The organism is Fructilactobacillus sp. X7R7C1, assembly GCF_059901065.1.
On the sequence record NZ_JBWXVF010000004.1, the window covers coordinates 71,122 to 97,688 of the forward strand.

The window sequence follows — 26,567 nt, forward strand, 5'->3', positions numbered from 1 at the left end:
AATTATGATACAATACAAAGATGCGACGAGCCGAGCAGACTTTTTAGTCTGATTGTGGGAACCATGTTTATCTGCCGGATTGCAGATGGTTTGATTAGCAGGTGATGTGAACACCTAGTTAGTCCGTCTGACTTGTTCAGATGCCAAAAAGAGCTTCCAACAAAAGTTGGAAGCTCTTTTATTTTGCTAAATAAACGTGATCTTGGATTAAATCGAAGTTTGAATAGTGTTGATTCAGGTTCTTAATGCCCTCGTCATCGTAAAGTTGTGCGTTTTGCCAGAACTCTTTGGAGTCGGTGGCCCCGTTTCTCTCACCAATGACGATTAATTTGATATCACGATTTGACTTTCTGATTGCTTCAAGAAGTTCATTATCGATTGGAATGCCATCTGGAGACCACGACATAATTACGTAGTCAATCTGGTCCTGATACCTGTGAAATGCGTCGAGAGCTGATAACTTTTCCACGTTAGTGACGGGATGTCTGCCAGTTTCGTTCTCGTTTTGCCAATCTAAACTGTCAGTTGCGATGACGTTTGCGTGGTTATCACGGAGTCCCTTTGAGATGTAGCCGTTACCCGCCATTACTTCAAGGGCAGCATTACCATCTAAGTATTTTGCAAGATGGTAGGTAAACGATGAGGAGATGTATGCCCACATCCCGTATTGATTTTCGAGATAATCACGAAAGTCACGCAAGTGCTTGTCAAGGTCAGAAAGATCGCCTGAAAGCCGGTTCCATTCGGAATCACCGCTACGATCATTCATGGCGTACTTGGAATTGATTTTTTGATAAATCTGGTCCTGAATGTCATCAGGAAGAATCAGCTTGGGCAAATCCTGCGGAAGTCTACCAGCCGTAAGTAATTGATTGGCTGCTAAGACGTTGTTAATTAAGTATTTAATCTCAGGATACTCCCGATACTCGTCACGATACTGTTCCATTTGATGAATGTAAGGTGGAGTCGCCTGTTTCAACTGATGACGTTTTTTGAGTTTTTTTCTGAGTTTACGTTTATCCATTTGGTGTCCTTAGTAGTGTAAATCAAGCGATTCTTGGTGATTTTTGTGGTCATCGTCTCTGTTTTGTTTACCGTGAAGGTAACCGTTGATAAGTTGAAAAATCTCGTACCGATCGTTGTTATTAATGGCTTCGCCGTTAAAGAAGAGTTGCTTTCCAGAGATAAATAACTTGGAAAGATCGGATTCTTCATGGTCAACACGGCCACTCAAATAATCCATTGACACGCCAAAAAATTCAGCTAATTTTTTGACTTCAATGTAAGAAGGATTACGGATTCCACGTTCCCAGTTGCCGATCTGTGAGGCGGTATTCTCATGCTCTTTGTCAGTGGGAAACATTGTGTTTAATCCGTTTGCAAGGTCAGTCAATGTGATTTTCTGACCGGTTCGTAAAGCTCTGAGTCTTTCAGGAAACATAGAATCACTCCTTAATACCATTATACTTCATGATATCATCAAAAAGCACGAGTGACTTATTTTAAAATAAAGATTTAAATGTTATTATTTAAATAGATTAAAATGAATTGAAAAGAAAGGAAGTGTCAAATTGATAACTTCCATTGCAATTATTATTGCACTCTTACTTGGAGCAGCATGTGGCTACTACGCACGAAAAAAACACGTCTACAAGGGACTGATAGCTGCCAGAACTGCTGCTAGTAAGATTAAAGATAATAATCAAGTTAAGATTAATGATACTAAAAGAAAACTTGAAGATAAAAGTAAAACAGCAGCTGAAAATTATCGTAAAGAAGAAGAAACTGAACTCGATTCCCAAGTTCAAGAGAATGAGAGTCGCAAACTACGAATTGATCATAGAGAAAAAAGCTTGGAGACTTCTGTTGCCCGCTTGGACAAGTCAGAGGCCGCTCTGACAATTAAAAGGAACAGTAATCACCTTCTAGTCGAAAACCTCAAAAAGGCTCGTAATGACGTCTTAGAACTTGAGAAGCAAAGAAAACAAATCATCCACGATCGGGGTGAATTAACTGAAGGGCAGGCCAAACAGCTCGTTTTGGCCACTCTTGAAGCTGATTTAAAACGTGACTTTGATACTACCGTTAAGGAAAATAATGACTTAATGGCATTTAATGCTGCCAAACAGGCCCGTAATCTTATGATTGAGGCAGTTCAAGAGGGGCCAGTTGATGTTCCTCGTGACCACATTGAGCGCTCAGTGATTATTCCGGATGCCGGAATGCGCACCAAGATTGCTGGCAAAGATGACCAACGATTACGATTGATTGAGACCCTTACCGGAGTTGATTTAATTTTTGATCCAGAACACCCGGAAACGTTAATCATTAGTACCAGTGATCCGGTTAGAAGAGAGATTGCGCGCAATTCCATTAACGATCTGCTGGCCATTAAGCAGGTTAATAATGGTGTAATTGAAAATGAAATCAATCAAACCCAACAGGAAGTTTTGGATGAATTAAGAAAGACTGGTGAGATGACCGTTAGTCACTTGCACCTTGGTTGGGTTCATCCGGACCTAATGAAGACGGTGGGACGCTTAAAGTTTCGAACGTCGTATGGTCAAAACGTCTTAGAGCATTCCATTGAAGTTGCCGAACTATCAGCTGTGATGGCTGCTGAACTTGGTTTAGATGTTCGGATGGCTAAACGGACTGGATTATTCCATGATATCGGGAAGGCGATTGACAGAGAAGTTTCCGGAACACACGTTGAACTGGGAGTGAAGTTAGCTGAGGCTTATGGTGAAGATCCAATTGTCATAAACTCGATTGCGTCTCATCATGGGGACGTTGAACCAGATAACCCATACGCTATTTTGGTCGCAGTGGCTGACGGAATGTCAGGAGCTCGACCAGGTGCCAGAAGCGAATCGGTCGAGGAGTACATCAATCGATTAAAGAGTTTGGAAAAAATTGCGAATGAACATCCCGGCGTTAAAGATAGTTACGCCATTCAGGCCGGTCGTGAGATTCGAATCATGGTTGATCCAAAGAAGGTTAACGATACGCAAAGTAGTGAGTTAACCAATGAAGTAAAGGATCAAATTGAAAACGAATTGACCTATCCTGGTAAAATTAAGGTTACTACAATTCGACAGTTACAAGCCGTTCAGTACGTGGGCGGTAAACCGAAAAACAATAAAAAGAAAAAAGCTGGATAAAAAAAGTTCTTCACCATTGGTATTTACGTGGTGAGGAACTTTTTTATTTAATGACTTTGAAGTTTTGTTGGTTGTTAGCGTCGACTACGGGATGATCCTGAAGGTACTTCGCAATCAAATTACTCATGGTAATGGTGTTATAGGAAATAATTTTACTTTCATCGTACATGGGGTAGTGTCCGCCACCAACGGCGCGATACGCGTTTAAAACAATTTTCAAGGGCTGATGGTCCAGAACTGGGCGACCGTGATAGGTTAAGTTAACGATTCTGGAACCAATCGGCCGGGAGACGTCAATAGTGTAATCGATGCCCGCGTACATGTCATAGTTATAATCCCGGTGTTTCGGATAAGTATATACGGGGTTGACGATGATTTTATTATCCTTTAAGGCAAAATAATCAGCAGTTTTTTCAAGGGCAGCTTTTAAGTCCGCTCCAGTAATGTTTAAGACTGCTAACGTGTTTGGATAGACGTAGTTGGTGATGATGTTTCTCATGGTGATTGGATTTTCGAATCCATGGGCTTCGTCGGTAAAGAGCGCGGTTGCCGAAATATCAACCCCCATTGTTTCCATTTGGACCCTTTGAATAAAATTGATAAAGGCCGATCCATGGGTTCGAACTTCGAAGGGATCTTTATATTTGAGATTACCTTTAATCTTTGAGAGTGGTTTTGAGAGCCATTTTTCAACATCTTGGTCGACTGGATCAACGACGTTTTTGGTCGGTTGAAATGGCTTATTTTGAGCCGTTGAGATTAGTTTGGCGTTACTGTTGACCACCGTTTTATCGTTATCATTAATATCAAGGGTAATTTGGCCTACGTAATCACCACGATGTCCGGGTTGAACGTACGGAACGCCAAAGAGATGGTTAGCGAGCTTTCGGTGCTGGTGACCCGTCACTAAAGCGTCAATTCCGGGAACTTCTTTTAAAATTTGATAACTTTCGTTTTCACCAGTGAATTTTTCACTAAGTTTACCTACTTTGTCTCTTTCAAACCCCCCGTGATACAAAATAACCACCACGTCAGCTTTTTGGCGAAGAATTGGGACGTATTTTTTGGCCGTTTCTAAGCCAGATTTAAACTTAAGCCCCTTAACGTTGGCCTTATTCTCCCACTGGTTAATGGCCTGAGTGGTAAGACCTAATACTCCCACCTTTAGATCCCCAAAGTCTTTAATGGCATAGGCCGACCCAAAGGCTGGCTCATCTTTTTCGTTTAGGATGTTGGCGCAGATAAACTGGCGCTTGGTGTTTTTGATGGTATTTTTTAAGTAGCTTTGCCCGTAGTTAAATTCGTGATTACCAAGCGAGCCAAAGTCATAGTCAATCGTATCATATGCTTTATTAATCGCCTGAGCACTCGGAAGTTTTAAAACTTCGGCCGTGTAGTAGGCGAGAGGAGACCCCTCTAAAAAATCACCATTATCTAAAATTAAGGTGTGGTCGAAGCCTTCCTGTTCGTGCTTAATTGTGGTTGCTGCCTTTTCTAAACCAAAGGGCATGTTTTCATTTGGTTTAACGTAATTTGTTGGCGCTAAATAACCGTGAATATCGCTCGTACATAGTATTTTGAGTTTCATAGTTTGGCCTCTCCCTCTTATATAGTACAAATTATAATATTTATTAAGGAAAGTGTAAATAAAAGCTAGAAATCAGGCTTTATTTAAGTTTAAAATAACGTTGACGAAGTAATAATATATGATACAATTTAGTTGTTTAATAAGTACATTCGTACTAATTTAAACAAGTCATGTTAAATGTTAGACATGAGGAGGTTATTACATGTTGAATTTATATGTTGCACCAAGCAGCGCATCAAGTCGTAAAGCCCGTGCTTGGTTGAAAGACCATAATATTCCATTTAAGGAACGAAACATCAATTCAAACCCACTTAACGCTGACGAAGTAAAACAAATTCTTCGTTTAACCGAAAATGGCAGTGAGGATATTATTTCAACAAGATCAAATGTTTTTAAGAAACTGCACTTGAACTTAGATGACTTATCTTTAACCGAGTTAGTTGACTTATTAGTAAAGTACCCTGACCTAATCAAGCGTCCGATCATTTTTGATGACAAACGTCTTGAAGTTGGCTATAACGAAGAAGAAATTAGACGGTTCTTACCGCGAGATGTTCGTGAAGCAGAATTGAGACAATTAGAGTCGAAGTTAACTTCTTAAGATATGAAAACGCCCGGTATGGGCGTTTTTTTATGAATAATTTAAATGATGAGGAATTAATATGATTAAAATGATCGCACTCGATCTTGACAACACACTGCTTACAGGTGATAAGAAGATCAGTAAAGTAAACGAAGACGAGTTAAAAAAGTTACACCGACAGGGTATCAAAGTGGTGCTCTGTACTGGACGACCAATCAATGCCATTTGGAAGTACATTAAGCAACTAGACCTTGATGAGCCAGATGATTATACCATCACCTTTAATGGTGGGCTCGTGGTTCGAAATGCCGATAAGTATGAATTATTTAAGCGTGGGATGAATCGAGATGCGTTCAAATTACTTTATGAATACGCTCAAAGAAACGGCCTCCCGTTAGATATTCTTGATTTTACCCAGGTCTATCCAATCTCCGATTTAAAACCATCGATTTATCAACAAATGTTGAATGCTGACATGCAGTTTGTACCAACTAAGTTTTCTGAGATGCCAGACGAAAGCTACTCTAAGGCGGTTATCGCAGCCGAACCAGACGTTCTTGATAAAGCTGTTAGTGACATGCCCGAAGATGTGAAAAAGCAGTATCACATTGTTCGTTCACAACCCCAAATCCTAGAGTTTTTGGCACCCAGTGTTGATAAAGCTTATGGATTAGGAGCATTGCTTAGTCACTATGGTGATGATTTTTCTAATCTAATGGCATTTGGTGATGCTGAAAACGATGCTGGAATGATTAAGAAAGCCAAGGTTGGTGTTGCAATGGCGAATGCGCAGGAACCAATCAAGAAAATTGCGACGGATGTGACTAAATCGAATGATGATGATGGTGTGGCAGTTTTTTTAAAGCAATATTTTAAAGCTGATCAATAAATATAAACACAACCAAATAAAAATGAGCTAAACAATTATGTTTAGCTCATTTTTATTTGGTTTTTACATGGTCTCAAACGCATTATTCATATTTTTCATAAATTCTTTTAAGTAGCGTTTGGAGTCAACCGCTACAGCCACCTTAACGTTGGTGTTAGGATCATCTAATCGATTCTTATCACCGATTGTTCTAGCATAGTATGCGTCGGGTTTGGTGGTAACGATCATATTCATATCAATGAATTTTACGAAACTGGGGTCGACCGCTACACCAACGGCGAGTGGGTCGTGTAAGGAACAGCCGCCAAGTTCAGGATACATATCAGCGTAGATGTTGATGTAGAAGTCCACGATGTCAGCCATTTTCTTTCCAGCCATTGTCCCAGATTCACGCCACTTTTGGGTTTCTTGCTTGGTCAAAAGGGTTCGTAATGTAACGTCAAGGCCGACCATGTTGATATGGAGGTTACTGGTAAAAACTTCGTTTGCTGAAATGGCATCTTGGTTGATGTTGGCCTCGGCGACGGGGGTGACATTACCCGGAACGGTTAAAGCACCACCCATTAAAGTCACATTGCCAACCTGCTCCATGGCTTTTGGAGCTTGTTTGATTGCTTGGGCTAAGTTAGTAAGAGGACCAGTTGGCACAATCGTTAGATCGTTACCGTACTTTTTAGCGGATTCAATCATGAAGTCGACCCCGTTTTTACTTTGGACCGCCCCGCTTGGTTCGGGAAGGTCAACGTCGCCAATCCCATTTTCACCGTGAATGTCAGCGCTGACTTGCATTCTGACATAATCTTCGCTTAATGGATGAGTTTCACCAATAAAGACCGGAACGTCTGAAGCACCAAGTAAATCTAAAATTTTAAGGGTATTAACGGCTGCCCGTTCGGCTTCGATGTTGCCAAACGAAGCAATGACCCCGATTAAATCAATCTCAGAATTGCCAACCGCGTAGGTTAGTGCCATTGAGTCATCGATTCCAGTATCAAGGTCCAAAATCATTTTTTTGGTACTCATATAAAGTCCTCCTATATAACTTCAGTTACAGTACAACTTTATAATACTTTAATATGTAGGAAATTGCGATAGATATGAAATTGGTTTTTTTATTTTGTCTTTGCATGGTAAACTTTGGTTAAAGATAAAATTAGATAAAGAGTGATAAAAATGGAAAATATGTACGATATAACAATTATTGGCGGCGGTCCCGTTGGGATGTTTGCGGGGTTTTACGCTGGCCTGCGGGATGTTAAAACGCAGATCATTGAGAGCCTTCCTGAACTTGGGGGCCAGGTCAAAGCGCTTTATCCTGAAAAAACCATTTTGGACGTGGCTGGTTTTGCGGGCGTCACGGGTGACGAGCTGATTTCACGGCTGCAAAAACAACTTGACACCGTTGATGTTGACCAAAAGGTCGAGAGTAAGGTAGTCGATGTGATTAAAAAAGATGACTATTTTGAGATTGAAACCAGTAAGGGGACCACTAAGAGTAAAGCCGTCATCATTGCGACCGGAAACGGTGCCTTTAAGCCGCGTGAACTACGGGCTGAAAATGCCGAAGAGCTCACTGGGAAACGTCTTTTTTACAGTATCAATGATTTAAACCAGTTCAAGGGGCGAGACGTTATGGTTGCTGGTGGTGGCGATTCCGCCGTTGACATGGCTTTAATGCTTGAACGTGTTGCAAGTAAGGTGTTTTTATTGCACCGGCGGGACGAATTTCGTGGTCTTGAGTACATGGTTGACCGATTGAAAGAATCATCAGTTGAAGTGGTTACTCCATACTTAATCAAACGACTGGATGAGATTGATAATCGTTTAAGGGTTACCAGTAAAAAGGTTAAGACTGAAGATGACGAGATGGAAATGATGGTGGATGATCTCGTGGTGAACTACGGGTTTATTTCGAATAATCACCAGTTAAAGGAATGGCAGATCCAACCAGCCCTTGATCATCGCTTACTTGAGGTTGATCAATCTTTTGAGACCAGTGTGCCAGGGATCTTTGCGATTGGGGATCAGATTACTTATCCCGGCAAACAAGACTTGATCGCAACCGGATTTGGTGAGGCTCCCACCGCCATTAACGTTTTAATGAAAGAAATTTATCCCGACCGAAGGGGACCCGTTCACAGTACTTCGCTTCACCGCAAGTAGGTTAAAGAAAGGATAAATGTTGTGAAACCATTAACATGATGCTATCATGAAACTAGTTGAAATTTCTTAACTGGAGGATGATGTTCATGACAAATGAAGTATTTCCCTTATTTTTAAAGCCCGTTTTACAGAATAAGATGTGGGGTGGAACCGAACTAAAGCGGTATCACTATCAGTTAAATAGTAATCACGTTGGAGAGGCGTGGATTGCTTCGACTTATGGTGATGACTTGTCAGTGGTTTATAACGGACCCTACGATGAAAAGACTTTAAAAGAAGTTTGGAAGAAACATCCAGCACTATTTGGTGGGCATCCGGCTAACGCCTCCTTTCCACTATTGGTTAAAATTTTGGATGCCAAGGAAAACTTGTCAATCCAGGTTCATCCAAGTGATGAGAACGCGCAAAAGTACTTTAATGAAAAGAATGGAAAAACTGAGTGCTGGTACATTTTAGACACCAAACCAGATTCAAAGGTATATTACGGTCATTCCGCCAAAAGTAAGGATGAAATTCGGCAGGCCATTAAAAACCACCAGTTAGACCAGATTTTAGAAACGAAAACCGTTCAACCAGGTGAGATGGTTTATGTACCAGCGGGGACGCTTCATTCTTTGGGAGCAGGCATTGTCGCTCTTGAGGTGGAACAAAATTCTGACAACACGCTCCGGTTTTATGATTTCGACCGGGTGGATCAAAAGACGGGGAAGAAACGACCACTCCAGGTAGAAGATGCCATTAAAGTAACCAATACTCCGAACGTTCTACCAGACCCCGAGCAAACCCAACTGGTTGTCGATTCAAATAATCCAGCCCGGACACGTCTATTGAAATCAAAGTACTTTAACGTTTATCAAATTGTGGTTCACGGTCAAGCCGAGATTAAAGACATGCAGACTTATTCAGTGAACGTTGTTATTGATGGAACAGGGACACTAATTGTCGATGGCAAATCGTATTCGCTTGAAAAGGGAAGTACCTATGTCTTGCCAGTTCAAGCCAAAACGTATCAGTTAAAGGGAGACCTCCGAATTATTCAGACAACCGCAAACTAAAATATGACAAAAATACCACTACCTCAATGATAGTGGTATTTTAGTATCCAATGACATCCTCTGCCACCGTTTCTAGCGTCTTGGTTTTGATGTCGGCTACGTTAATCCAATACAGGCAATTTTGGCGTGGATAAAACAAGCCTAACTGCTTAACCATTTCAAAATAAGACTTATTTGCTGAATGGAGCCCCATGATGTAGTACATCAGGATCTGGAGGGTGAATTTATTGGTTGGTTTAGCCTTTGATACCTTGAAATCCCACAGCCCATCCTTGGTCAGGTAGTCACCATCGCCGTTTACGACGGTGTCGGTGTACGCACCGGGAAAATCAAAGTCAATTGTAATGGGACCATCTTCTGATGCTTGCTTCAAGAACTGAACGCCCCGGTTAACCATTTGTTTAATGTGCTCAATGGTAACCTCATTCGCTTGGTACTTGGGACGAGGAACGTAGTAACTAGGTCCCATCCGGTAGGCAATGTCATAATTAACGAGTTGAATGGCGCACTGAATGCTGTCATCATCAAGTCCGGAATTGATTTCACTGGTTAATTGTTTAAAACGGTCCATATTACCATCGTAATGGTGCCCAGTCTTTTCGGCCGCTAGTAGGTCAACGTTATGGGCACCAATTTCAGGAATACTGAATGCTGCCACGACGTCTCCGGTGACTTCAAACCGTGTTAGATAGTCGACGACCAGTCCCATAAAGCTGGGCGTGATGTTTTCACTAGCAATCGGCAGAAATTCGTCTGGCGTAAACTGCTTGATGTGAAGGGATGAGACGGGAATGAAACCACCACGGGGCTGTTTATACTGCTTGGCTCTTTTTGTAACTGTATATTTAGTCATAATTTGTAACCTTCCATCCCTAGATTTACCCGTATTATAGCACAGGTAAAAACTAGTACAGTCATACAAAAGAACCCACATCAACTGATGTGGGTTCTTTATAGTTATTCTTTGTTTGAATCAGGGTTGGTAATTTGAATTCGATTAGAGTTAGTTGAACTATGGTAAAGCTCAGGAGCATCGGTATGGTATAAACTATTCGTACTCTTATCATGTCGTTCTGAGTAGAGACTGGTTGAGGCTTTTCCAAGCTTCTTTTCAATGTTTTCTTCATGGTCCAATCCGTTAGCATAATTGTACTTCTGCGGGTTAACTGGTTTAAATCCCTTAGGATGATAGAAACGAAGTAGGTTTTGTTCATTCAGCGTATCGGATAACGAGAGTTCTAGATTGACTTTATCCTGCGTCTTTTCTAACTTCTGTTTCAACTTTTTATCCGGATGGATTACTTTTTGGGTCTTGTTATCATAGACCGTCCCATTAACCGAAGTGTACTCAGGAGAAACCCAGTCCCGATTTCTAAAAGCAACGACCTGATCATGATGCTTGGAGAAGAGGTCCGTCCCAAATTGAATGTACTTCTTGGAACTGATTCCAAGAAGGTGCATCAAGGTTGGAAGTACATCAATTTCACCACCATAGGTATGATCCACGTGACCATTCTTAATGCCCTGCATGTTAATCATGAACGGAACTCGTTGCAATTGGGCGTTATCAAAGTCATTCCAGTCGTTAGGGTCTTTTCCAAGTAGCGGTGCTAAGCTGGTGTTTTCAGAGTTCGATAAGCCATAGTGATCCCCGTATAGGACAATCACGGAGTTCTTTAGTAAACCGGCTTTGTCAAGGTACTCATAGAGTTCCTGAACTGATTGGTCGAGATAGTGGGCCGTTACAAAGTAGTTGTTAACGGCTTCATCATTAGTATCAGGGGCCTTGAAATCAGAATCCTTCTGATCCTCAGCGTCTAGTTGATACGGGAAGTGATTGGTAACGGTGATGTATTTAGCATAGAACGGTTGCTGGAGGTGCTGAAGATAGTTGGTTGAATCTTTAAATAAGAGCTTATCCTTCAGTCCGTATCCGGTTGACTTATCACCCGAGGTATCGTAGTAACTGGCGTCAAAGAAGTAGTCATATCCTAGGTTTTTGTAAGTGTTGTTTCGGTTCCAGAAGCTAGCAACGTTTCCGTGAAAGACGGCGGACGTGTATCCCTTTTGACCAAGGATGGCAGGAGCACCCTGGAAGGTGTTGTCACTGCCAAGTTGAGCAAATAAGGATCCCTGTGGGAGACCATAAGTACTAGTCTCAAGCATGTTTTCTGCATCGGACGTCTTACCTTGGCCGACCTGATGGAAGAAGTTATCAAAGGAATAAGTTGATTTACTGTGATACAACTTATTTAAAAATGGAGTGACTTCCTGGCCATTGATCTTTTTATCAATCACGAACTGTTGGAAGCTTTCCAGATGAATGATAATGACATTTTTACCCTTAGCAATGCCATACATTTTCTTGTTAGGAGCGGCGTAGTGTTCTTTTTTGAATTTAAGAACCCCCGTTAAGTCAGACTTATTGGCATTGGCTCGCATGTTGTTGGTTTGTTGGGACTTAATTCCGTCATAGACGGTAAAAGAATCCAACCCCAGGTATTTAACGATGTAAGTGCGGTCAAAGGTTCTGGTCAATAATTGGGGCCGATCCATGTCGGACAAAGTAATGTTACCAACTAACATGAGGGCTCCAAGTGAGAAAACCGCAAAACCAACTCGGGCCTGTAGTGGCCGTTTGTCAATCTTAATCACTTTAAAAAAAAGTAAGAGAATGACGATCACGATGTCAATCCAGTAAAAAACGTCGTGGGGCGAAGTTAGTGCTAATGAGCTTCCACTTAGTCCCTGGTTGACCTTGGAATAACCGGTCATGGTCGACACCGTCATAAAGTCGGTGAATTCACGAAAGTAAATTACGTTTAAGTATAAAAGAACCGTGTTTAGAAAGTCCAGAAATAAAATTGCTGGATAAAAAAGTTTAGCTGGTTTTAGATAAAGCGCCAAACCTAACATAATAACGGTGGTTGCGATTGGATTAATTAGGAGCAAAAACAGTTGAAAGATACTGTCGACACCCAAATTAAAGTCAGTGAAATATGCGTAAATTGTTTTAGCCCAAAAAAGCACTACTAGTAAGACGAAAAAACCGATTCTAGTATTGCATTTAGACAGAATTTTCTTGATCGTTTTCAAGGTATAAAGTCCCCTTTTTAAGTCCAACCCCTATCTTATCAGATTTATTAAATTTGGGTAGGATTGAGGGAGAATCTTAGAGAAAAGTTAAAGCCCACAAGTGATATACTTAGAGTGTGAATGGAGGAGATACAATGGCAAAATTTACCCTATACGTTGTCCGACACGGACAAACTTATTTCAATATTTTTAACAAATTACAAGGCTGGAGTAATTCACCACTAACCGACAAGGGAATTACTGGTGCCAAAAAGACCGCTAAACGTTTATCTAACATCAAATTTGTTCAAGCTTACTGCAGTGATACTACTCGTGCTGAAGATACCGCCAAGATTATTCTAAACGATAATTTAGTTTCAGATATTAATGAGCCTGTCGTATCTCCCAATTTTCGTGAACAATTTTATGGTTATTTTGAAGGATTAAACATGGATGAAGCGTGGTACGAGGCCGGAGCACCTCATGGAGTACCAACTTTTAAAGACATTGTAAATAAATATGATATCAATACGGCTAAGGACTATATGAAAGAGGCTGATCCTTTCCATATGGCTGAAAATGCAGCTGATTACTGGAAACGACTTGATAAGGGGTTAGATATGATTACTCACGATGCTAAGGTTCAAGACGGCGACAACGTCCTCTTGATTAGTCACGGAAATACCCTGCTTAGTTTAGTAGAACGTTTTTCTGACGGACAGTATGATATGACAAAACGTCCCGAAAATGGCAGTATTACTAAGATGAGTGTTGATGGTAATCAAATCAAGGTCACTGAATACAATAAGTAGTGGAGGCGAGGCGACAAATGCATGAAGCTAATGACAAGATCATCAATTCCTTTAACATGCAGGACTTTATTTTTCGAATTGGTGAAGTTAGTAAGATGACGGGGGTATCACCAAGACAACTCCGATACTGGGAGAAAAAGGGATACGTGAGAAGTACCCGAGTTGAAAAATTAGCGTCACGAGTTTTCAATTTTTCAAATTTTGTACTGATTAAGTTAATGAAAGAATATCTAGATGACGGTTACACCCTGACGTCTGCTTATCAAAAGGCGACGCAGTTTAAATCACGAATTGCTTTTTTGTATTCCTTTTTTAAGCGAGTGGATCATGGTTGTGACGAAGTGAATGGAAAACGAATGGCAGACATGGGATACTTTGATGATGCGCACACGAAGCGTTTGTATGGCTACCTTGATGACGACGGGGAAGTTAAGTACCTCGTAAAAGATAACTAAAATTACTCGAAAAGACACCAAAGCTGATAATTAGTTTTGGCGTTTTTTGACGGAATGACTCATGTACGGTAGCATGTTTATTGGCAGTAGAAAAAGTAGAGTGCTAGGAAGGGTCATTTGATAATGGCATTGCTTGAAAAAGTCATTTTGACAATGCTGGGATTGGTATCAATTTTGATACTAGTTGCTGTTTTGTTAGTATTTTAGAATTTAACCCAGTGGGGGAATCGGCAGAGATGACGATTCCCTTTTTGTTAGGAGCCTTGTTTTTAAGGACCAAAAGTATATACTTTTGAATAATCATTAATTATGTCGGAGGTGTGAACGATGGAAAGCGAATTTCAAGAAATTGGCAGTAAGTTTTCAGCACGGCATGTAACGGTATTTATTCAAAGACAGACTGTTTCCCAAATAGTTGTGAAATGAAGTTGAGTCATAATTTCATTCGATTATTTGGGTGAAACATTCATCCTGAATCAATCATTGAATTTCCTCAACTTCATTAGTAATCGTTAAACTGAAATGAGGGAAATTATGAAAAATATCAGGAAAATGTATACGTACGCATTCTTTTCTAACTTAACCTTTGAATTAGTAATTTGGATGCTTTATTTGAAACATATGGGATGGTCAGTTGGCCAAATTGCATTATTACAACTTGTGATTAACGCAACTCAGGTTATTTGTGAACTACCATCCGGAATCATTGCTGACAAAATTGGCTACAAAACCACTTTGATTTTGGGTCAGATAATGTGTGTATTATACGTGGCAACTTTTTTTGTCGCACGTAACCACTTGCTAGTATTTGGTGGGTTCGTTTTGTTTGGAATTGGACTTTCGCTAATTTCGGGAACCGATGAGGCCATCATTTATGAGTCAGATGAAAAACAACACTACCAGAAATTTTGGGGACGATACAACGCCATCATGATTTGTACGGTTGCTTTCAGTAATATGGTTGGTGGGTATTTGGCAGACGTTTCGTGGCCACTGGTCTTTACCGCCTCAATTATGGCCCACGTTCTTTCAATCATGACGGTATTAGTGATCAAACCCCGACCGGTGGTTAATGAGCCCAATGCTCCAAGTGTCTTAAAGCAATTACGGATTTTCTTGGTTAGTAATAAAAACTACCAGAAGTTAATCCTAGTAGTGGCGATTTCACAGGCTACGGCTTCGATTATGTATCAATACGGGTCGTTGTATCTATCCCACATTACAAGATTTAGCACCGGTAACATTGCGATGATCCTAGCGATTGTTGATATCATTGGAGCTGTTTTTTCGGCAAACGTCTTTAAAGTAGTTGCTAAATATGGCCGAATGAGGGTGATTTCTTTAAGCATGGCAATTGGCTTATTGATGTCACTACTCTTAGGGATTTCGAATTTCATCGTTGCTTTAATTGCATTTGTAATTTTTAGTTCACTTTTTGAAGTGTGGGATACGACACTAAACGCTGAACTGCAGGATACAGTGGTGAAACGACTCCGAGTTACGTTGATGTCTTTTTGCAATCTAATTACGGCTCTTTTGATGGCGCTTGAGTCATTGTTTATCAGTGCCTTTTCAAAAGTTATTAACATTCAGGTGATTTTTGTATTATTTGGTGTTACGGCAATGTCTGGTTCTTTGGTCATCTTGTTTCTTTACTTTAAATCAATTCGTAAAATGAATTTTTAGGGCATAATAAAAGCCATCAGTTTAACTGATGGCTTTTTGATTATTTATTTTTGGCTCGTTTGTTTTTATAAAGGGGCCAATGATACAAATCGGAACGAGGTAACGTGATTGCTAGTTTGCCAAGTCCAGTCGTGACAAGTGGCAGGATGACATTAAAAATAATAACCGTGATGATGACGGTCAGCCCGATGAAGTCAAGCGAGTGAAGCAGACTAACGAAAAGGCCGAATGTAATGATAATGGTAGCAAACATCACGTAACTAACTGTTTTTGTAAATGCACTTGTCCCACCGGTCAACCATCCTAGTAAGTCCGGATTTTGTTTTCGGTAGGAAATGGCCAAAAAGGTTAATTCAAATATACCAATTATGGAAAGGGGAACCAGCATGGAAACGGATGCCTGCCAGTTTAATTGACCGTCACTTGCGGCATAGTACATGATAAGTTGGGTGGCCTTCAGTGCGGAAAAGACACTCATCACGTATGTGACCAACCACCAAAATGGTTGGAGAATGGAACGACTAACGATGATGATGGAGGCGAAAACGATTAAGATGATCATCATCATTCCAATAATAAAGTCGTGGTCAAAGTTAGTTTGAACGTTGGCGTTTTCAATTGGCTGGCCGGTATAAGCGACCTTAGCATTTTCAAGGCTGGTGTTTTGTAACTGGTTTCTAACCGTATTTTGCATGTTGTGAACGTTATTTAAGTTCGTGTTGCCGGTGGGCTCATTATTAAATTCTACTTCGAGCTTGGTTACTTTTTGGTTCTCGCTTGCAAAATTATACTTAGTTTGATAAAAATCGGTGTCATTAATCTGTTGCGGTGAGATGTAGAAGGTATTCCCAGCACTTGACTTCTTGACACCATTTAAGTAACCAGTGACGGGCGTTAACTTATCCTTACTTTCCTTTAAAGTTCGGTTAACGGACGCAATTTCACCACGAACTTTAGACGCTTGTTCGTTGTATTGCTGGACCGCCTCTTGCGCTTCCAGTCCAGAATTTTGGGCGTCAGAGATTTGGTTGCTTAACTGGGTCAAGCTTTGACTGGTGGTACTCAACTGATCGGACACTTGTGAGAGATTTTGGCGAAGTTTTTTGGACTTCTGGGCTTGATTAGATGACTGAGCCGTTTCAAGCGGAGTGAATGTGCTGAAATTGTTGGTGTCAGCTTGTTCACTCGTATCACTAATCCGATCAAGTTGTCTAATCAGTGAATCGACTGCTTTAGTCTGATTCTTAATGTTTTTCTGCTGAAGCGTCTTGTTCGCCCCTTTAAGGGTTCTTTGTGATCCCTTAAGGGAATTACTAATGCCATTAAGGGTTGAAGTGGTCTTATTCAATTGATTTCGTAAATAGTATTTATCAATTTCATCCCCACCTGGTTGAGTCACAGAGTACACCTGTGCAACGTTTTTTTGGGACTGAAGCTTCGTTGTAACCTGGTCAATGGCACTAATGGTGTTGTCATTATTAAAGGGTCGGTTATTTTTGATATAAATAGTGACTGGAGTTGGTTTTCCCTTATTAAAGTGATTTTGAAGGATGTGTCTACCGACTTCAGCTTGATCATTAGCAATTAAATTGTTGTTAGTAAGGTAGGTTACATTAGAACGATAGAATAAAACCAGTGGGACCGTAATCACTAATGCAATTAGTAGGCCTAGGAGAGGTTTTAAAAGCGAGACATGGGCAAGTTTACCCCAGAAGCCCTCGTTTGCTAATTTTAAAGTTTTCTTCTTTGGCCAGAAGAAAGTTGGTCCAAGGAGTTGCATGAACATTGGGGTCACGGTCATCACGGCTAATAAAGTTATTAGTACGACAATGGCGACGCTACCAATGGCCCGAACCGAACTAAACTTGAGCAGGTAAAGTGATCCAAATGCTAATGACGTAATTATTGCGGTTGCCCCAAGTGGATATGTAAGACTTTTAGTGGCTGTTTTACTGGGGTCAACGCTTTCGTTTTTAAGTGCCAATTCAAAACGTCGATACAAAAAGAAACTAGCAAGGGTACCAAATAAAGTTACTACCAAGCCAGTTACTAAAGGAATGTATGGCGAATACGGGAGACTAAGTTGAGTTGACATTAAAGCTGTTGCACTTAATGAAACCAGGTAAGCGATGATCAGGATGATAAAGGTAAAAACCGGTGCTAATAGTGATCTAAATGCAATGGCAATAAAGACTAAGGAAAGAATGAAAATTGCAATGGTCACAATGTTAGTGACGCTTAAAATCTTCTCATTGTTGTCTTGATTAATTAATTGCGGACTGGTGACGTACGTCTTCAGTCTATTATTAACTTTGAATTGTTTTTGAAGCGTGTTAGCAAAACTTGCACTTGTGGCATTGCTTTTGGGAACATGAATATTCACAATCTCGGTTGATTGATCGTTGGAGATAAACTTTGAGGCACCATTCGGGCTCGTGTGAGCGGTGGTGATCCGACTAATCCCGTTGTCCCCGTTACTTTTCTGAATCTTACCAACCCGATTGTAAATGTCCTTTTGCTCAGAACTGGTAATTTTACCCTTGTTGGCGTGGTAAACAATGTTCATACTTGTGGTTCCATCTAAGCCTTCGCCCCATTGGTTCTGTAAGTTCTGTGCTTTATACATCTGGGACTTTGAGTTCATTTCCGGGTTGCCAGCCTGCATCACAACCTGACTCAGGTTGGGGAGACTGACAATTGCCATAAAAATGACAACTAGCCAAATAATTAAAGAGAAAATCCTATTTTCGTGTAACGTCCTTATAAAATGTTTCATCGAAGAAAATTCCTTTCATTTTATTTCACTACCCCCTCATGCTCATTTTATATTAAATTAGTTCTTAAAGAAATGGTTTGCACGTAAAAACAGCAACACAATGATGATAAAAATGATCGTGATGATAATGGTTATAATCCACGCTGATGGTTTATCCATAAATGGAAGTTTTACGTTTTCACCATAGAACCCAAATACGATGTTTGGAACACTTAGAATTAACGAAAAAACGGTTAAAAACTTAATTGTGTTGTTCAAGTCACTATCAAGGAGGTTGGAATAAGCGCTTGCTACTTGCTGAGTCGCGGCGTTCGCCATCTCTGCCATCGAAAGTCCCTGTTGAAGTTCGATACTGATATCTTCAACGGCAGCTTTTTGATCCTCAGTGAGGTCCCTTGTAAAACGCCGCTTGAAGTCGTTAATCATATCGTTGTTTGATCCGAGTGACGTTAGGAAATATACTAAGTCGGTCTGTAGATTAAGCAGGTGGTTGATGGCACTTTTATTGGCCTTGCCACGTAAGTTACGTTGAATGTTAGTTCTGACACTGTTGATTTGGTTAATATAATCAAAGTATTGGACGGATAGTTGGTACAACGTTTTATTAATTACGTCAATTGGTTGTAATTCTGCGAGTTGTTTTGAACCGGCTTTTTTTATAATGGAAGAAATGAGTTCGTTAACGAAATTAGTTTTATCGGCCGTGAACGTAAATAACATGTTGTCATGGGTTATGATTCCAATTGGTTCAGCAGAAACATCCCCGTTAAAACGAGTCGGTTCGGCCACATCAAAAATGAAAAGGAGGACTCCTTCTTCATCGTAATATTCAACCCGAGGTCGTTCGTGACGGTCAAGTGCATAATAGAGCATTTCGTTATTTAAATGGTATTCTGTTTTTAAAATTTCCTTATCAGCTGGACGGCAATCGATGGTTTTAATCCAGTTAATATTTTGGTTGATTTTTTCAATTTTAATCAATGCAAAACTACTCCCGTTACTATATTGTCAGATATCTTCATACTACACTAAATGGCTAAGTTAGTCGATTTTAGTGGGTGTTTCTTCTATTATAATGCGTAATTGGAAATGAGTAAGAAACTTTTTTAAGTAATCATAAATACTCAACAAAAAATGGTTGGCTAAGGTATAATAACCACATAGGGAGATGTTGTCCGTGAAACACAGTAAAAAGAAAAACGTGTGGATTGCAGTTGTGATTGGAGTAGTCGTCGTCTTACTACTTGTGTTCGCTGCATTTAAGATTAGACACATGTTGATTAATCATTCATATCAAGTTCGACAAGAGCAAATGAATAACGCAACCAAGAAACGTGATCAAGAGATCGAAACTCAGCACAAAGAGTTTATTCAAAAAATTGGTGACCCAGCCGTTAAGATTTACGAGAAAAAACAACAGGTTTTGCCAAGTATCGTGATCGGACAGGCTATTCTCGAATCGAATTGGGGGCAATCCGAACTTTATAAGAAAGCCAATAATCCGTTTGGAATCAAAGGAACGTACAATGGTCAGTCAATCTCGTACGATACAACCGAGTACGTTAATAAAAAGAAAACGACCGAAGTGGGTCAGTTTAGAAAATACCCCTCGGTTGCTGATGCCATCGAGGATCATAACGAGACTTTAAATACCAAGTTTTTAAAGAAAACGGGCATCACGAGTTTTAGACAAGAAGCCAACTTGTTGCAAAAAAATGGCTACGCTACCGATCCCGACTACGCTAATAAGCTAATTGGTGTCATCGTGAACCATCAACTAATGAAATACGACGTTAAAGCAATTAACAATTACTAATTACAACTAACTAATGGAGGAGTCTTTGATTGTTCGACCTACTCGCTAAATTATATGGTCCTTTTTTTGATCTACATAACTGGGAAACCGTCATAACGTCTGGAAATGACTGGTTGATTATTTTCTCATTGGTAGTGATTGAATGTCTTTTATCCGTTGATAATGCAGTTGTCCTTGCGGCCCAGACTCAAGTTCTTCCTACTAAAAAGTGGCAGGAAGAATCTTTGTTTTACGGAATGTGGGGAGCATACATCTTTCGCTTTTTGATCATCGGAGTCGGAGTGTACCTAATTAGGTTCTGGATCATTAAGGTATTAGGTGCAGCTTATTTGTTTTATCTTGCGTTTAGTTTCTTCTATAATATGCACAAGAATAAGCACAAAAAGAGCCGAACTCATCAGGTCAAACCAAATAAGAAAAACCACACTCGCAAGTACTTTTGGTGGGTGGTAGTTCAGATTGAATTCATGGACATTATCTTTTCAATTGATTCGGTGCTAGCGTCGTTAGCCATTTCACCTAATCCAGTGATCGTCTTAATTGGTGGGATGATTGGGATTTTAGCGATGCGTGGGGTAGCTGAAGTCATAATGATGTTGATGAAAAAGATTCCTGAACTACAGCCGATGGCGTACTTTTTGATCATTATCATTGCATTGAAACTTTTCTTATCGATTCCAATGATTGACATTGAGATTCCAGCGGGATGGTTTGGAATCTTGGTAATTGTCACACTAGTGGCTACTTTAGTTATCCATGTGATTAACGTGAAGAGGGGGAAAGACTATGGCAGTGGATCTAAACCAGAATAATTTTGACTCAGAAATTACGGGACCAATGACCGTGGTTGACTTCTGGGCACCATGGTGTGGTCCATGTAAAATGATGGATCCGTTGATTTTAGAACTGGAACGTGAGTACAAGGGTCGAATCAAGTTTTTAAGGCTTAATGTCGATGATAATCAGGAGATTGCCAGAAAATACCGGGTCATGAGTATTCCAACACTAGTATTATTTCGTAACGGAAAGGGCGTTGAGAAGGTCACCGGAGTGTATCCTAAGAGTAAATTAGAGCACTATTTTAATCGAAAATTAGCTGAAAAATGATGAAATTAAGTAAAGTCTTATGCTTTTAATAACTTTTTTTATGGCAGAAGGCTTTTTCTTTTGCTAAAAATCGGTGTTGTGAATTGTTGATCAATCCTTGAAAACGGGCATTCTTACGAGTTTTGTTACATTGATGTTACAACGTGACAAAATAATCGGTTTTTTTAACATTGCTGTTTTTGCCATGTAAATAACAGTATTTAGAATGTGAAATTGTTGTTTGAGTATATTTCAGTTTTAAGAAAACGGAAGTAACAAAAATTTATAGGAGTGATTTATCATTTTATTAAAATCTAGAAACGTAAAGGTGCTTTTAGCATCTATTTTCACAGTAGCCGGTGTGTTAATGACTGCAGGCTTCAACGCCAACGCTGCCACTAACACTAATCAAGTTACCGTTAAGAGCGGTGACACAGTCTCAAAAATCGCAAAGCAACACAATACTAGCATCAGCAGCATTGTTAAGGCTAACCACCTTAAGAATGTCAACCTGATTCATGTCGGAGAAAAGTTAACATTACCTACTAACGCAAGCAACATGACTTACCAAAGTAACAATACTCAAACACAACCATCTGCTCAGGTAAGTAGCAATGCACAATACACTGCTGCACCACAGCAAAACGCACAACCTGCTCAAACACAACAACAAGCAACAACTACAACCACTACTCAACCTGCTGCAAGCAGTAACAATAATGCAAACAGTGCCGGTGATAACTCTGGTTTAGCATCAATTGCACAAGTTGAATCTGGTAACTCATACAGTGCTCGAAATGGTCAGTACATTGGTAAATACCAATTGTCTTCATCATATTTAAATGGTGATTACTCTCCAGCTAACCAAGAACGTGTGGCTCGTCAATACGCAGTTTCACGTTATGGTTCAATCGCTGCCGCTGCTCAATTTCGAGCATCACATAACTACTGGTAAGATTTAATTTCAAGTTAACGATTACTCAAACGAAAAACAAGATGCAAAAGGGACGAAGAATAATTCTTCGCCCCTTTTTTGGATCCAAAAAATCCCAGTACCATATTTATGATACCGGGATTTATTTACTTAACCTTAGCTAAGAAGTAACGTTTCTTGCCGCGTCGTATGATGATAAACTTCCCGTCAAATTGAGCTTGGGGGTTAATTTCAGTATTGACGTCGGTAACCTTTGCACCATTGATGGTAATAGCGCCATTATTAACGTCTTCTCTAGCCTGCCGTTTGGATTTATCAACTCCAACTGCAATGATTAAATCGACTACGTTTACGGGATCAGAACTAATCGAAGACGTTGGGACACTGTTAAATGCCTGACTAACTTCCTTTACTGATAGGTCTTGAACGTTGCCTTTAAAAAGAATTTTTGAGATATTTTCGGCCTGCTTAACGGCGTCTTCACCGTGCACAAATTTCGTGACCTCACGTGCTAATGTTTTCTGTGCTTCTCTTTTCCAAGGCTCATCTTTAACTTTTTGGGCCAGTTCATCAATTTGATCCTTAGGCAAAAAGGTGAAGTATTTGAGGTATTTGATAACGTCAGCGTCGTTTTGGTTTAGCCAGAACTGGTAGAATTCATACGGTGAGGTCTTTTCTGGATCAAGCCAAACAGCACCACCAGCGGTCTTTCCAAACTTAGTTCCGTCTGATTTAAGCATTAATGGGATGGTTAATCCGTATACCTCGGCGTCTTGACCTTCAACGCGATGAATGAGGTCAATTCCGGCCGTGATGTTTCCCCATTGGTCTCCACCACCAATCTGAAGTTGAACGTCATGGTCACGATAAAGAGTGAGAAAGTCCAATGCTTGTAGGATTTGGTAGGTGAATTCTGTGAATGAAATGCCCTTTTCCAGGCGGCTTGCCACCACTTCTTTTGATAACATGGTGTTGACGTTAAAGAGTTTTCCGTAGTCACGAAGAAAATCAAGCAGTGACACGTTAGACGTCCAGTCGTAGTTATTCACGATGTGAATGTTACTGTCACTACCAAAGAGGTGCTTCATTTGCTTTGTTAAGGCGTTAACGTTGTGTTTGACCATCTGTTTGGTCTGAAGGGGACGTTCGGTGTTTCTCCCACTTGGATCACCGATGGAACCGGTGGCCCCGCCGATTAGGATGTAAGGGTGAAAACCAGCCCGTGAAAAACGTTCCATGATCATAAACGGAATTAGGTGACCAATGTGCATACTATCACCAGTTGGATCGACCCCACAGTATAGGGCAATCTTTTTCTCGTTGGTTAATTTTTCTAGTCCGTCTTCGTCGGTTGTTTGGTTAATGGCACCTCGCCATTTTAAATCTTCAATGATATTCATTGTTGTTTTCCTCCTGTTGTTGATAAATAAAAAGCGTCCTAGTAGTAATTGACTACTGGGACGCTTGTGCGCGGTACCACCCACGTTCAGATACAAAAGTACCTGCACTTATCTTAATGTGTAATTTTAGGTAGTTCATCTAATATCCTGTGTGGCTTGCACCAACCGCCACTTCTCTTATCACTTAAATATTAGACTACTTTTGATAAACTCATCGTATCATTACCTAGCCGAATTAACAATATGCAAATTATTCAAGGTAAATTTGACGTAACTGATGAATGTCGGCATTGGTCAATCCAATACCTTCATGGAGAAATTGGTTCATTCCGCCGTATAATTGATTGATTTCATCCATTGCGGCATTGAAAAAGTCTAATGAGACACTATAAAGGGATCTTAGACTCTTTAGGGCTGCATCATTATATCCTTCTTCTTTGGCTTGCTCTAATCGAGCATCAATCACTGGTTTTGCCACCTGATTGGTTAACAGGTAATCTTCTTCGATGGTTTTACGATCAACTCCTAGGGCAGAGAGGATCATGGTCGCAGACATTCCGGTTCGGTCTTTTCCAGCTGTACAGTGAAATAGGACGGACTCGTCATCTTGCCTGTTAGCGAGTAGAACTTCAAATAATTTTTTAAAAGCCAAACGACAGTGTTTCGTTTTAATCATGCTTTTATAGACGTGTTCCATATGATCATGACCATAATTAGGGTGATTGCACAGGACTTTCTTCATTTCAGCTGGACTTTTCGAATTGTCAGTTGCGTCTTCTTTAAAGATCGGATCAAAAATGTAGTCGACAGCAGAAGTTTCCACTTGATCAGCCAGCATGTCGACTTCAGGTTGACTTCTGAGATCAACGTCAAAGCGAACCCCATAATGCTCAAGGGTTTTTAGATCATTTTCACTGAGCTCACCTAAGTGTCCCGCACGTAGTAATTTGTGCCACTTAGTGGTTTTACCATCAATAGTTTGGTATCCACCTAACTCACGAAAATTTTCACCAGTTGGAATGGCTAGAACTCTTTTATTTTCCATGTTTTCCATGTAACCCACCTTTCAATGTCAGTGTAATATAATTATATCATGAAGCCCGTGTTCCACATGAATTTTTGAGATATGATTTTACAAATATTAGAAAATAGAATAAGCTTAGCGTATGAAGATTATTAAGGAGAGTATGAATTATGGCAATGACTGAAAGACAAATGATTCAAGAAATCTTAAACACGGTTGATGTTGGTTATGATTTTGAAAACGTTGATGAAGATAACAAGCAGTACACGTTGTTGATTAAACGTCAGGATAATGATGTTCGTGATTTAAACGAGATTAATGCTGAAATCAAGGAATACTTTAAAGATGCTGATTTTTCTTATGACGAACAGGTTGAGCCAAAAGATATTGATGCTGATATTCGGGTTGAAGTTAAGCGTTAATTAATGATGCCATAAAAGAGAAAGTAGATTTTATTCTACTTTCTCTTTTATTTTCAAGTAGTGAGATGAATTGAATCGTGCTAATATGAGTATCAAAAATACGATGAAACGGAGATGAACCAGTTGTCTGACAATAAAGATTACGTCCTAGCGATTGATCAAGGATCGACTAGTACGAGAGCGATTATTTATGATCATAGTGGTAGAAAAGTCATTGAGAGTTACAAGGAAGTTCCTCAGATTATCAATAGTGACGGATGGGTTGAACAGGATCCAAACGAGATTTGGAACTCCGTGCTTTCTGCCATTGCGAGTGCCTTGATTGACGCCTCCATTCACCCCGAAAACATTGCCTCGGTGGGGATTACCAATCAGCGTGAGACCACGGTAGTGTGGGACAAAGTGACCGGCAAACCCATTTACAATGCCATTGGTTGGCTTTCAAAACAAACTAATTCAATTGCTGAAGACTTAAAAAACAGAGGGTACGAGGACCTAATTCATAAAAAAACGGGCCTAGTTATTGACTCGTATTTCTCCGCTACCAAGGTCAGGTGGATTTTAGACCACGTTAATGGGTCACAGAAGCGCGCTTCTGATGGTGAATTGTTATTTGGGACCATTGATACGTGGCTCGTCTGGAAATTGTCTGGTGGGAAATATCACATTACTGATTATACGAACGCCAGTCGAACGATGATGTTTAACATTAATGACTTAAAGTGGGACGACGAAATCTTGAAGATTTTAAACATTCCAAAGATCATGCTTCCGACCGTTCATGCTTCTGATGAAGTTTATGGAACGACCGAAAACTACCAATTTTATGGTGTTAGTGTCCCAATTGCTGGAATTGCTGGCGATCAGCAGGCGGCGTTGATCGGACAAATGGGCTTTTCAAAGGGAATGGTTGAAAACACCTATGGTGATGGTGCTTTCATCATGATGAATACGGGACACCAGCCGCAGTACTCAGACGAGAATTTGTTGACGACCATTGCGTATGGAATTAACGGAAAAATTACGTATGCACTTGAGGGTTCAATCTTCGTGGCTGGGAGTGCGTTGACGTGGCTTCGAGACCAAATGAAGATTATCACCAGTGTTCCTGAGTCCAGACAGGCGGCTAAACGATCGACCGACCACAATGAAATCTACGTTGTTCCTGCTTTTAATGGATTAGGGGCCCCATACTGGGACCAAAATGTCAGAGGAGCCGTTTTTGGGATTACCCGAGGAACTAACAGTGATGATTTTGTAAAGGCCACGCTTCAGTCAATTGCTTATGGAACTAAGGATATCGTTAACACAATGGAGTCCGATACCGATCTCGATATTCCACAGATTCGAGCTGATGGGGGAGCTAGTCGCAATAGTTACTTAATGCAGTTTCAGTCTGACATTTTGAATATTCCGGTTCAACGAGCCAGCGATGAAGAAACGACCGGATTTGGGGCTGCCATCTTGAGTGGACTAGCAACCGGGTTCTGGAAAGATTTAGATGAAGTTCAGTCCATTTACGAAGAGGGAAAGATTTTCACCCCTTCAATGAAAGCAGCTGAACGAGATAAATTGTATCAGGGATGGAAGCGAGCGGTTAAGGCCACGCAAGCTTTTAAACCCATTAATTAAGACTTGC

24 protein-coding genes are annotated in these 26,567 nt (G+C 40.3%); 14 read left to right on the forward strand and 10 right to left on the reverse strand.

The genetic code is table 11. The annotated features are described in order from the left end of the window. Positions 1-178: 178 nt before the first annotated feature. Together AC6UDC_RS06265 and AC6UDC_RS06270 are read right to left on the reverse strand one after the other, a co-directional pair. Positions 179-1,024 (reverse strand): SAM-dependent methyltransferase, encoded by an 846-nt coding sequence (locus tag AC6UDC_RS06265; RefSeq protein WP_500721815.1) that lies wholly within the window; start codon positions 1,022-1,024, stop codon positions 179-181. A gap of 9 nt (positions 1,025-1,033) precedes the next feature. Beyond that, positions 1,034-1,441, reverse strand: coding sequence for a helix-turn-helix domain-containing protein (locus AC6UDC_RS06270; protein ID WP_500694080.1), 408 nt, complete (start codon positions 1,439-1,441; stop codon positions 1,034-1,036). Positions 1,442-1,571: 130 nt separating this feature from the next. On the opposite strand from AC6UDC_RS06270, the gene rny reads away from it, so the two are divergent. Next, on the forward strand, positions 1,572-3,164 hold the full coding sequence (gene rny, locus AC6UDC_RS06275; RefSeq protein WP_500721817.1) for a ribonuclease Y: 1,593 nt from the start codon (positions 1,572-1,574) through the stop codon (positions 3,162-3,164). 43 nt (positions 3,165-3,207) lie between these two features. Here rny and AC6UDC_RS06280 read toward each other — a convergent pair whose 3' ends face one another. Further along, on the reverse strand, positions 3,208-4,752 hold the full coding sequence (locus AC6UDC_RS06280; RefSeq protein ID WP_500721819.1) for a bifunctional metallophosphatase/5'-nucleotidase: 1,545 nt from the start codon (positions 4,750-4,752) through the stop codon (positions 3,208-3,210). A 202-nt stretch (positions 4,753-4,954) separates the two neighbouring features. On the opposite strand from AC6UDC_RS06280, the gene spx reads away from it, so the two are divergent. Both spx and AC6UDC_RS06290 read left to right on the forward strand, forming a co-directional pair. After that, entirely contained in the window at positions 4,955-5,353 is a 399-nt protein-coding gene (gene spx / locus AC6UDC_RS06285) for a transcriptional regulator Spx (RefSeq protein WP_010022968.1), read from the forward strand. A gap of 61 nt (positions 5,354-5,414) precedes the next feature. After that, positions 5,415-6,224 carry a Cof-type HAD-IIB family hydrolase gene (locus AC6UDC_RS06290; RefSeq protein ID WP_500695828.1) on the forward strand — a complete coding sequence of 270 codons (810 nt, stop codon included), beginning with the start codon at positions 5,415-5,417 and terminating at the stop codon, positions 6,222-6,224. 63 nt (positions 6,225-6,287) lie between these two features. Here AC6UDC_RS06290 and AC6UDC_RS06295 read toward each other — a convergent pair whose 3' ends face one another. Next, positions 6,288-7,247, reverse strand: coding sequence for a nucleoside hydrolase (locus AC6UDC_RS06295; protein WP_500709249.1), 960 nt, complete (start codon positions 7,245-7,247; stop codon positions 6,288-6,290). Between the two features lie 150 nt (positions 7,248-7,397). Between AC6UDC_RS06295 and AC6UDC_RS06300 the strand changes: the two genes are divergently transcribed. Together AC6UDC_RS06300 and AC6UDC_RS06305 are read left to right on the forward strand one after the other, a co-directional pair. After that, the gene (locus AC6UDC_RS06300; RefSeq protein ID WP_500721821.1) at positions 7,398-8,387 is read left to right on the forward strand and encodes an NAD(P)/FAD-dependent oxidoreductase; all 990 of its coding nucleotides are present in this window, start codon (positions 7,398-7,400) and stop codon (positions 8,385-8,387) included. An 86-nt stretch (positions 8,388-8,473) separates the two neighbouring features. Continuing rightward, positions 8,474-9,442 carry a type I phosphomannose isomerase catalytic subunit gene (locus AC6UDC_RS06305; RefSeq protein ID WP_500709247.1) on the forward strand — a complete coding sequence of 323 codons (969 nt, stop codon included), beginning with the start codon at positions 8,474-8,476 and terminating at the stop codon, positions 9,440-9,442. A 40-nt stretch (positions 9,443-9,482) separates the two neighbouring features. Here AC6UDC_RS06305 and AC6UDC_RS06310 read toward each other — a convergent pair whose 3' ends face one another. Both AC6UDC_RS06310 and AC6UDC_RS06315 read right to left on the reverse strand, forming a co-directional pair. Continuing rightward, positions 9,483-10,295, reverse strand: coding sequence for a hypothetical protein (locus AC6UDC_RS06310; RefSeq protein WP_500696969.1), 813 nt, complete (start codon positions 10,293-10,295; stop codon positions 9,483-9,485). 104 nt (positions 10,296-10,399) lie between these two features. Continuing rightward, the gene (locus tag AC6UDC_RS06315; RefSeq protein WP_500721825.1) at positions 10,400-12,538 is read right to left on the reverse strand and encodes an LTA synthase family protein; all 2,139 of its coding nucleotides are present in this window, start codon (positions 12,536-12,538) and stop codon (positions 10,400-10,402) included. A 134-nt stretch (positions 12,539-12,672) separates the two neighbouring features. Between AC6UDC_RS06315 and AC6UDC_RS06320 the strand changes: the two genes are divergently transcribed. The 3 genes from AC6UDC_RS06320 to AC6UDC_RS06330 all read left to right on the forward strand — a co-directional run bounded on the left by AC6UDC_RS06320 (position 12,673) and on the right by AC6UDC_RS06330 (position 15,470). Then, complete coding sequence (locus AC6UDC_RS06320) at positions 12,673-13,329, forward strand: histidine phosphatase family protein (protein ID WP_500695822.1); 657 nt, start codon at positions 12,673-12,675, stop codon at positions 13,327-13,329. Between the two features lie 17 nt (positions 13,330-13,346). Further along, entirely contained in the window at positions 13,347-13,784 is a 438-nt protein-coding gene (locus AC6UDC_RS06325; protein WP_500694070.1) for a MerR family transcriptional regulator, read from the forward strand. Positions 13,785-14,318: 534 nt separating this feature from the next. Further along, positions 14,319-15,470 (forward strand): MFS transporter, encoded by a 1,152-nt coding sequence (locus AC6UDC_RS06330; protein ID WP_500721826.1) that lies wholly within the window; start codon positions 14,319-14,321, stop codon positions 15,468-15,470. Between the two features lie 40 nt (positions 15,471-15,510). On the opposite strand, the gene AC6UDC_RS06335 is transcribed toward AC6UDC_RS06330, so the two are convergent. Continuing rightward, positions 15,511-18,246, reverse strand: coding sequence for an MMPL family transporter (locus AC6UDC_RS06335; RefSeq protein WP_500721830.1), 2,736 nt, complete (start codon positions 18,244-18,246; stop codon positions 15,511-15,513). Between the two features lie 57 nt (positions 18,247-18,303). Beyond that, entirely contained in the window at positions 18,304-19,227 is a 924-nt protein-coding gene (locus tag AC6UDC_RS06340) for a magnesium transporter CorA family protein (protein ID WP_500694066.1), read from the reverse strand. 187 nt (positions 19,228-19,414) lie between these two features. Between AC6UDC_RS06340 and AC6UDC_RS06345 the strand changes: the two genes are divergently transcribed. From AC6UDC_RS06345 to apf, 4 genes are all read left to right on the forward strand, one after another. Further along, positions 19,415-20,062, forward strand: a complete 648-nt coding sequence (locus AC6UDC_RS06345; RefSeq protein ID WP_500708260.1) for a glycoside hydrolase family 73 protein — start codon at positions 19,415-19,417, stop codon at positions 20,060-20,062. 29 nt (positions 20,063-20,091) lie between these two features. Then, a complete protein-coding gene (locus tag AC6UDC_RS06350; protein ID WP_500696965.1) occupies positions 20,092-20,874 on the forward strand; it encodes a TerC family protein in 783 nt (260 codons plus the stop codon). Then, positions 20,849-21,169, forward strand: a complete 321-nt coding sequence (gene trxA / locus AC6UDC_RS06355; protein ID WP_500694063.1) for a thioredoxin — start codon at positions 20,849-20,851, stop codon at positions 21,167-21,169. Before AC6UDC_RS06350 ends, trxA begins: the two co-directional genes overlap by 26 nt. Positions 21,170-21,476: 307 nt before the next feature. Continuing rightward, complete coding sequence (gene apf, locus AC6UDC_RS06360; RefSeq protein WP_500709243.1) at positions 21,477-22,103, forward strand: aggregation-promoting factor; 627 nt, start codon at positions 21,477-21,479, stop codon at positions 22,101-22,103. A 125-nt stretch (positions 22,104-22,228) separates the two neighbouring features. On the opposite strand, the gene tyrS is transcribed toward apf, so the two are convergent. Both tyrS and AC6UDC_RS06370 read right to left on the reverse strand, forming a co-directional pair. Further along, positions 22,229-23,482, reverse strand: a complete 1,254-nt coding sequence (gene tyrS, locus AC6UDC_RS06365) for a tyrosine--tRNA ligase (protein ID WP_500696964.1) — start codon at positions 23,480-23,482, stop codon at positions 22,229-22,231. 250 nt (positions 23,483-23,732) lie between these two features. Beyond that, positions 23,733-24,536: a tyrosine-protein phosphatase gene (locus tag AC6UDC_RS06370; RefSeq protein ID WP_500721831.1), complete on the reverse strand. Its 804-nt coding sequence runs from the start codon at positions 24,534-24,536 to the stop codon at positions 23,733-23,735. A 140-nt stretch (positions 24,537-24,676) separates the two neighbouring features. Here AC6UDC_RS06370 and AC6UDC_RS06375 point away from each other — a divergent pair, with 140 nt between their 5' ends. Together AC6UDC_RS06375 and glpK are read left to right on the forward strand one after the other, a co-directional pair. Next, positions 24,677-24,928, forward strand: coding sequence for a hypothetical protein (locus AC6UDC_RS06375; protein ID WP_010022943.1), 252 nt, complete (start codon positions 24,677-24,679; stop codon positions 24,926-24,928). Between the two features lie 114 nt (positions 24,929-25,042). After that, complete coding sequence (gene glpK / locus AC6UDC_RS06380; RefSeq protein ID WP_500694059.1) at positions 25,043-26,560, forward strand: glycerol kinase GlpK; 1,518 nt, start codon at positions 25,043-25,045, stop codon at positions 26,558-26,560. Positions 26,561-26,567: the final 7 nt, after the last annotated feature.

What these genes read in the sequence shown, in the direction of transcription:
- AC6UDC_RS06295 (WP_500709249.1), bottom strand. Translation starts at nt 7,247, where the DNA reads ATGAGTACCAAAAAAATGATTTTGGACCTTGATACTGGAATCGATGAC.
- AC6UDC_RS06375 (WP_010022943.1), top strand. Translation starts at nt 24,677, where the DNA reads ATGGCAATGACTGAAAGACAAATGATTCAAGAAATCTTAAACACGGTT.
- AC6UDC_RS06305 (WP_500709247.1), top strand. Translation starts at nt 8,474, where the DNA reads ATGACAAATGAAGTATTTCCCTTATTTTTAAAGCCCGTTTTACAGAAT.
- spx (WP_010022968.1), top strand. Translation starts at nt 4,955, where the DNA reads ATGTTGAATTTATATGTTGCACCAAGCAGCGCATCAAGTCGTAAAGCC.
- trxA (WP_500694063.1), top strand. Translation starts at nt 20,849, where the DNA reads ATGGCAGTGGATCTAAACCAGAATAATTTTGACTCAGAAATTACGGGA.
- AC6UDC_RS06265 (WP_500721815.1), bottom strand. Translation starts at nt 1,024, where the DNA reads ATGGATAAACGTAAACTCAGAAAAAAACTCAAAAAACGTCATCAGTTG.
- AC6UDC_RS06320 (WP_500695822.1), top strand. Translation starts at nt 12,673, where the DNA reads ATGGCAAAATTTACCCTATACGTTGTCCGACACGGACAAACTTATTTC.
- glpK (WP_500694059.1), top strand. Translation starts at nt 25,043, where the DNA reads ATGAACCAGTTGTCTGACAATAAAGATTACGTCCTAGCGATTGATCAA.
- AC6UDC_RS06335 (WP_500721830.1), bottom strand. Translation starts at nt 18,246, where the DNA reads ATGAAACATTTTATAAGGACGTTACACGAAAATAGGATTTTCTCTTTA.
- AC6UDC_RS06330 (WP_500721826.1), top strand. Translation starts at nt 14,319, where the DNA reads ATGAAAAATATCAGGAAAATGTATACGTACGCATTCTTTTCTAACTTA.
- AC6UDC_RS06345 (WP_500708260.1), top strand. Translation starts at nt 19,415, where the DNA reads ATGTTGTCCGTGAAACACAGTAAAAAGAAAAACGTGTGGATTGCAGTT.
- AC6UDC_RS06290 (WP_500695828.1), top strand. Translation starts at nt 5,415, where the DNA reads ATGATTAAAATGATCGCACTCGATCTTGACAACACACTGCTTACAGGT.
- tyrS (WP_500696964.1), bottom strand. Translation starts at nt 23,482, where the DNA reads ATGAATATCATTGAAGATTTAAAATGGCGAGGTGCCATTAACCAAACA.
- AC6UDC_RS06370 (WP_500721831.1), bottom strand. Translation starts at nt 24,536, where the DNA reads ATGGAAAACATGGAAAATAAAAGAGTTCTAGCCATTCCAACTGGTGAA.
- AC6UDC_RS06270 (WP_500694080.1), bottom strand. Translation starts at nt 1,441, where the DNA reads ATGTTTCCTGAAAGACTCAGAGCTTTACGAACCGGTCAGAAAATCACA.
- AC6UDC_RS06280 (WP_500721819.1), bottom strand. Translation starts at nt 4,752, where the DNA reads ATGAAACTCAAAATACTATGTACGAGCGATATTCACGGTTATTTAGCG.
- AC6UDC_RS06300 (WP_500721821.1), top strand. Translation starts at nt 7,398, where the DNA reads ATGGAAAATATGTACGATATAACAATTATTGGCGGCGGTCCCGTTGGG.
- AC6UDC_RS06310 (WP_500696969.1), bottom strand. Translation starts at nt 10,295, where the DNA reads ATGACTAAATATACAGTTACAAAAAGAGCCAAGCAGTATAAACAGCCC.
- AC6UDC_RS06325 (WP_500694070.1), top strand. Translation starts at nt 13,347, where the DNA reads ATGCATGAAGCTAATGACAAGATCATCAATTCCTTTAACATGCAGGAC.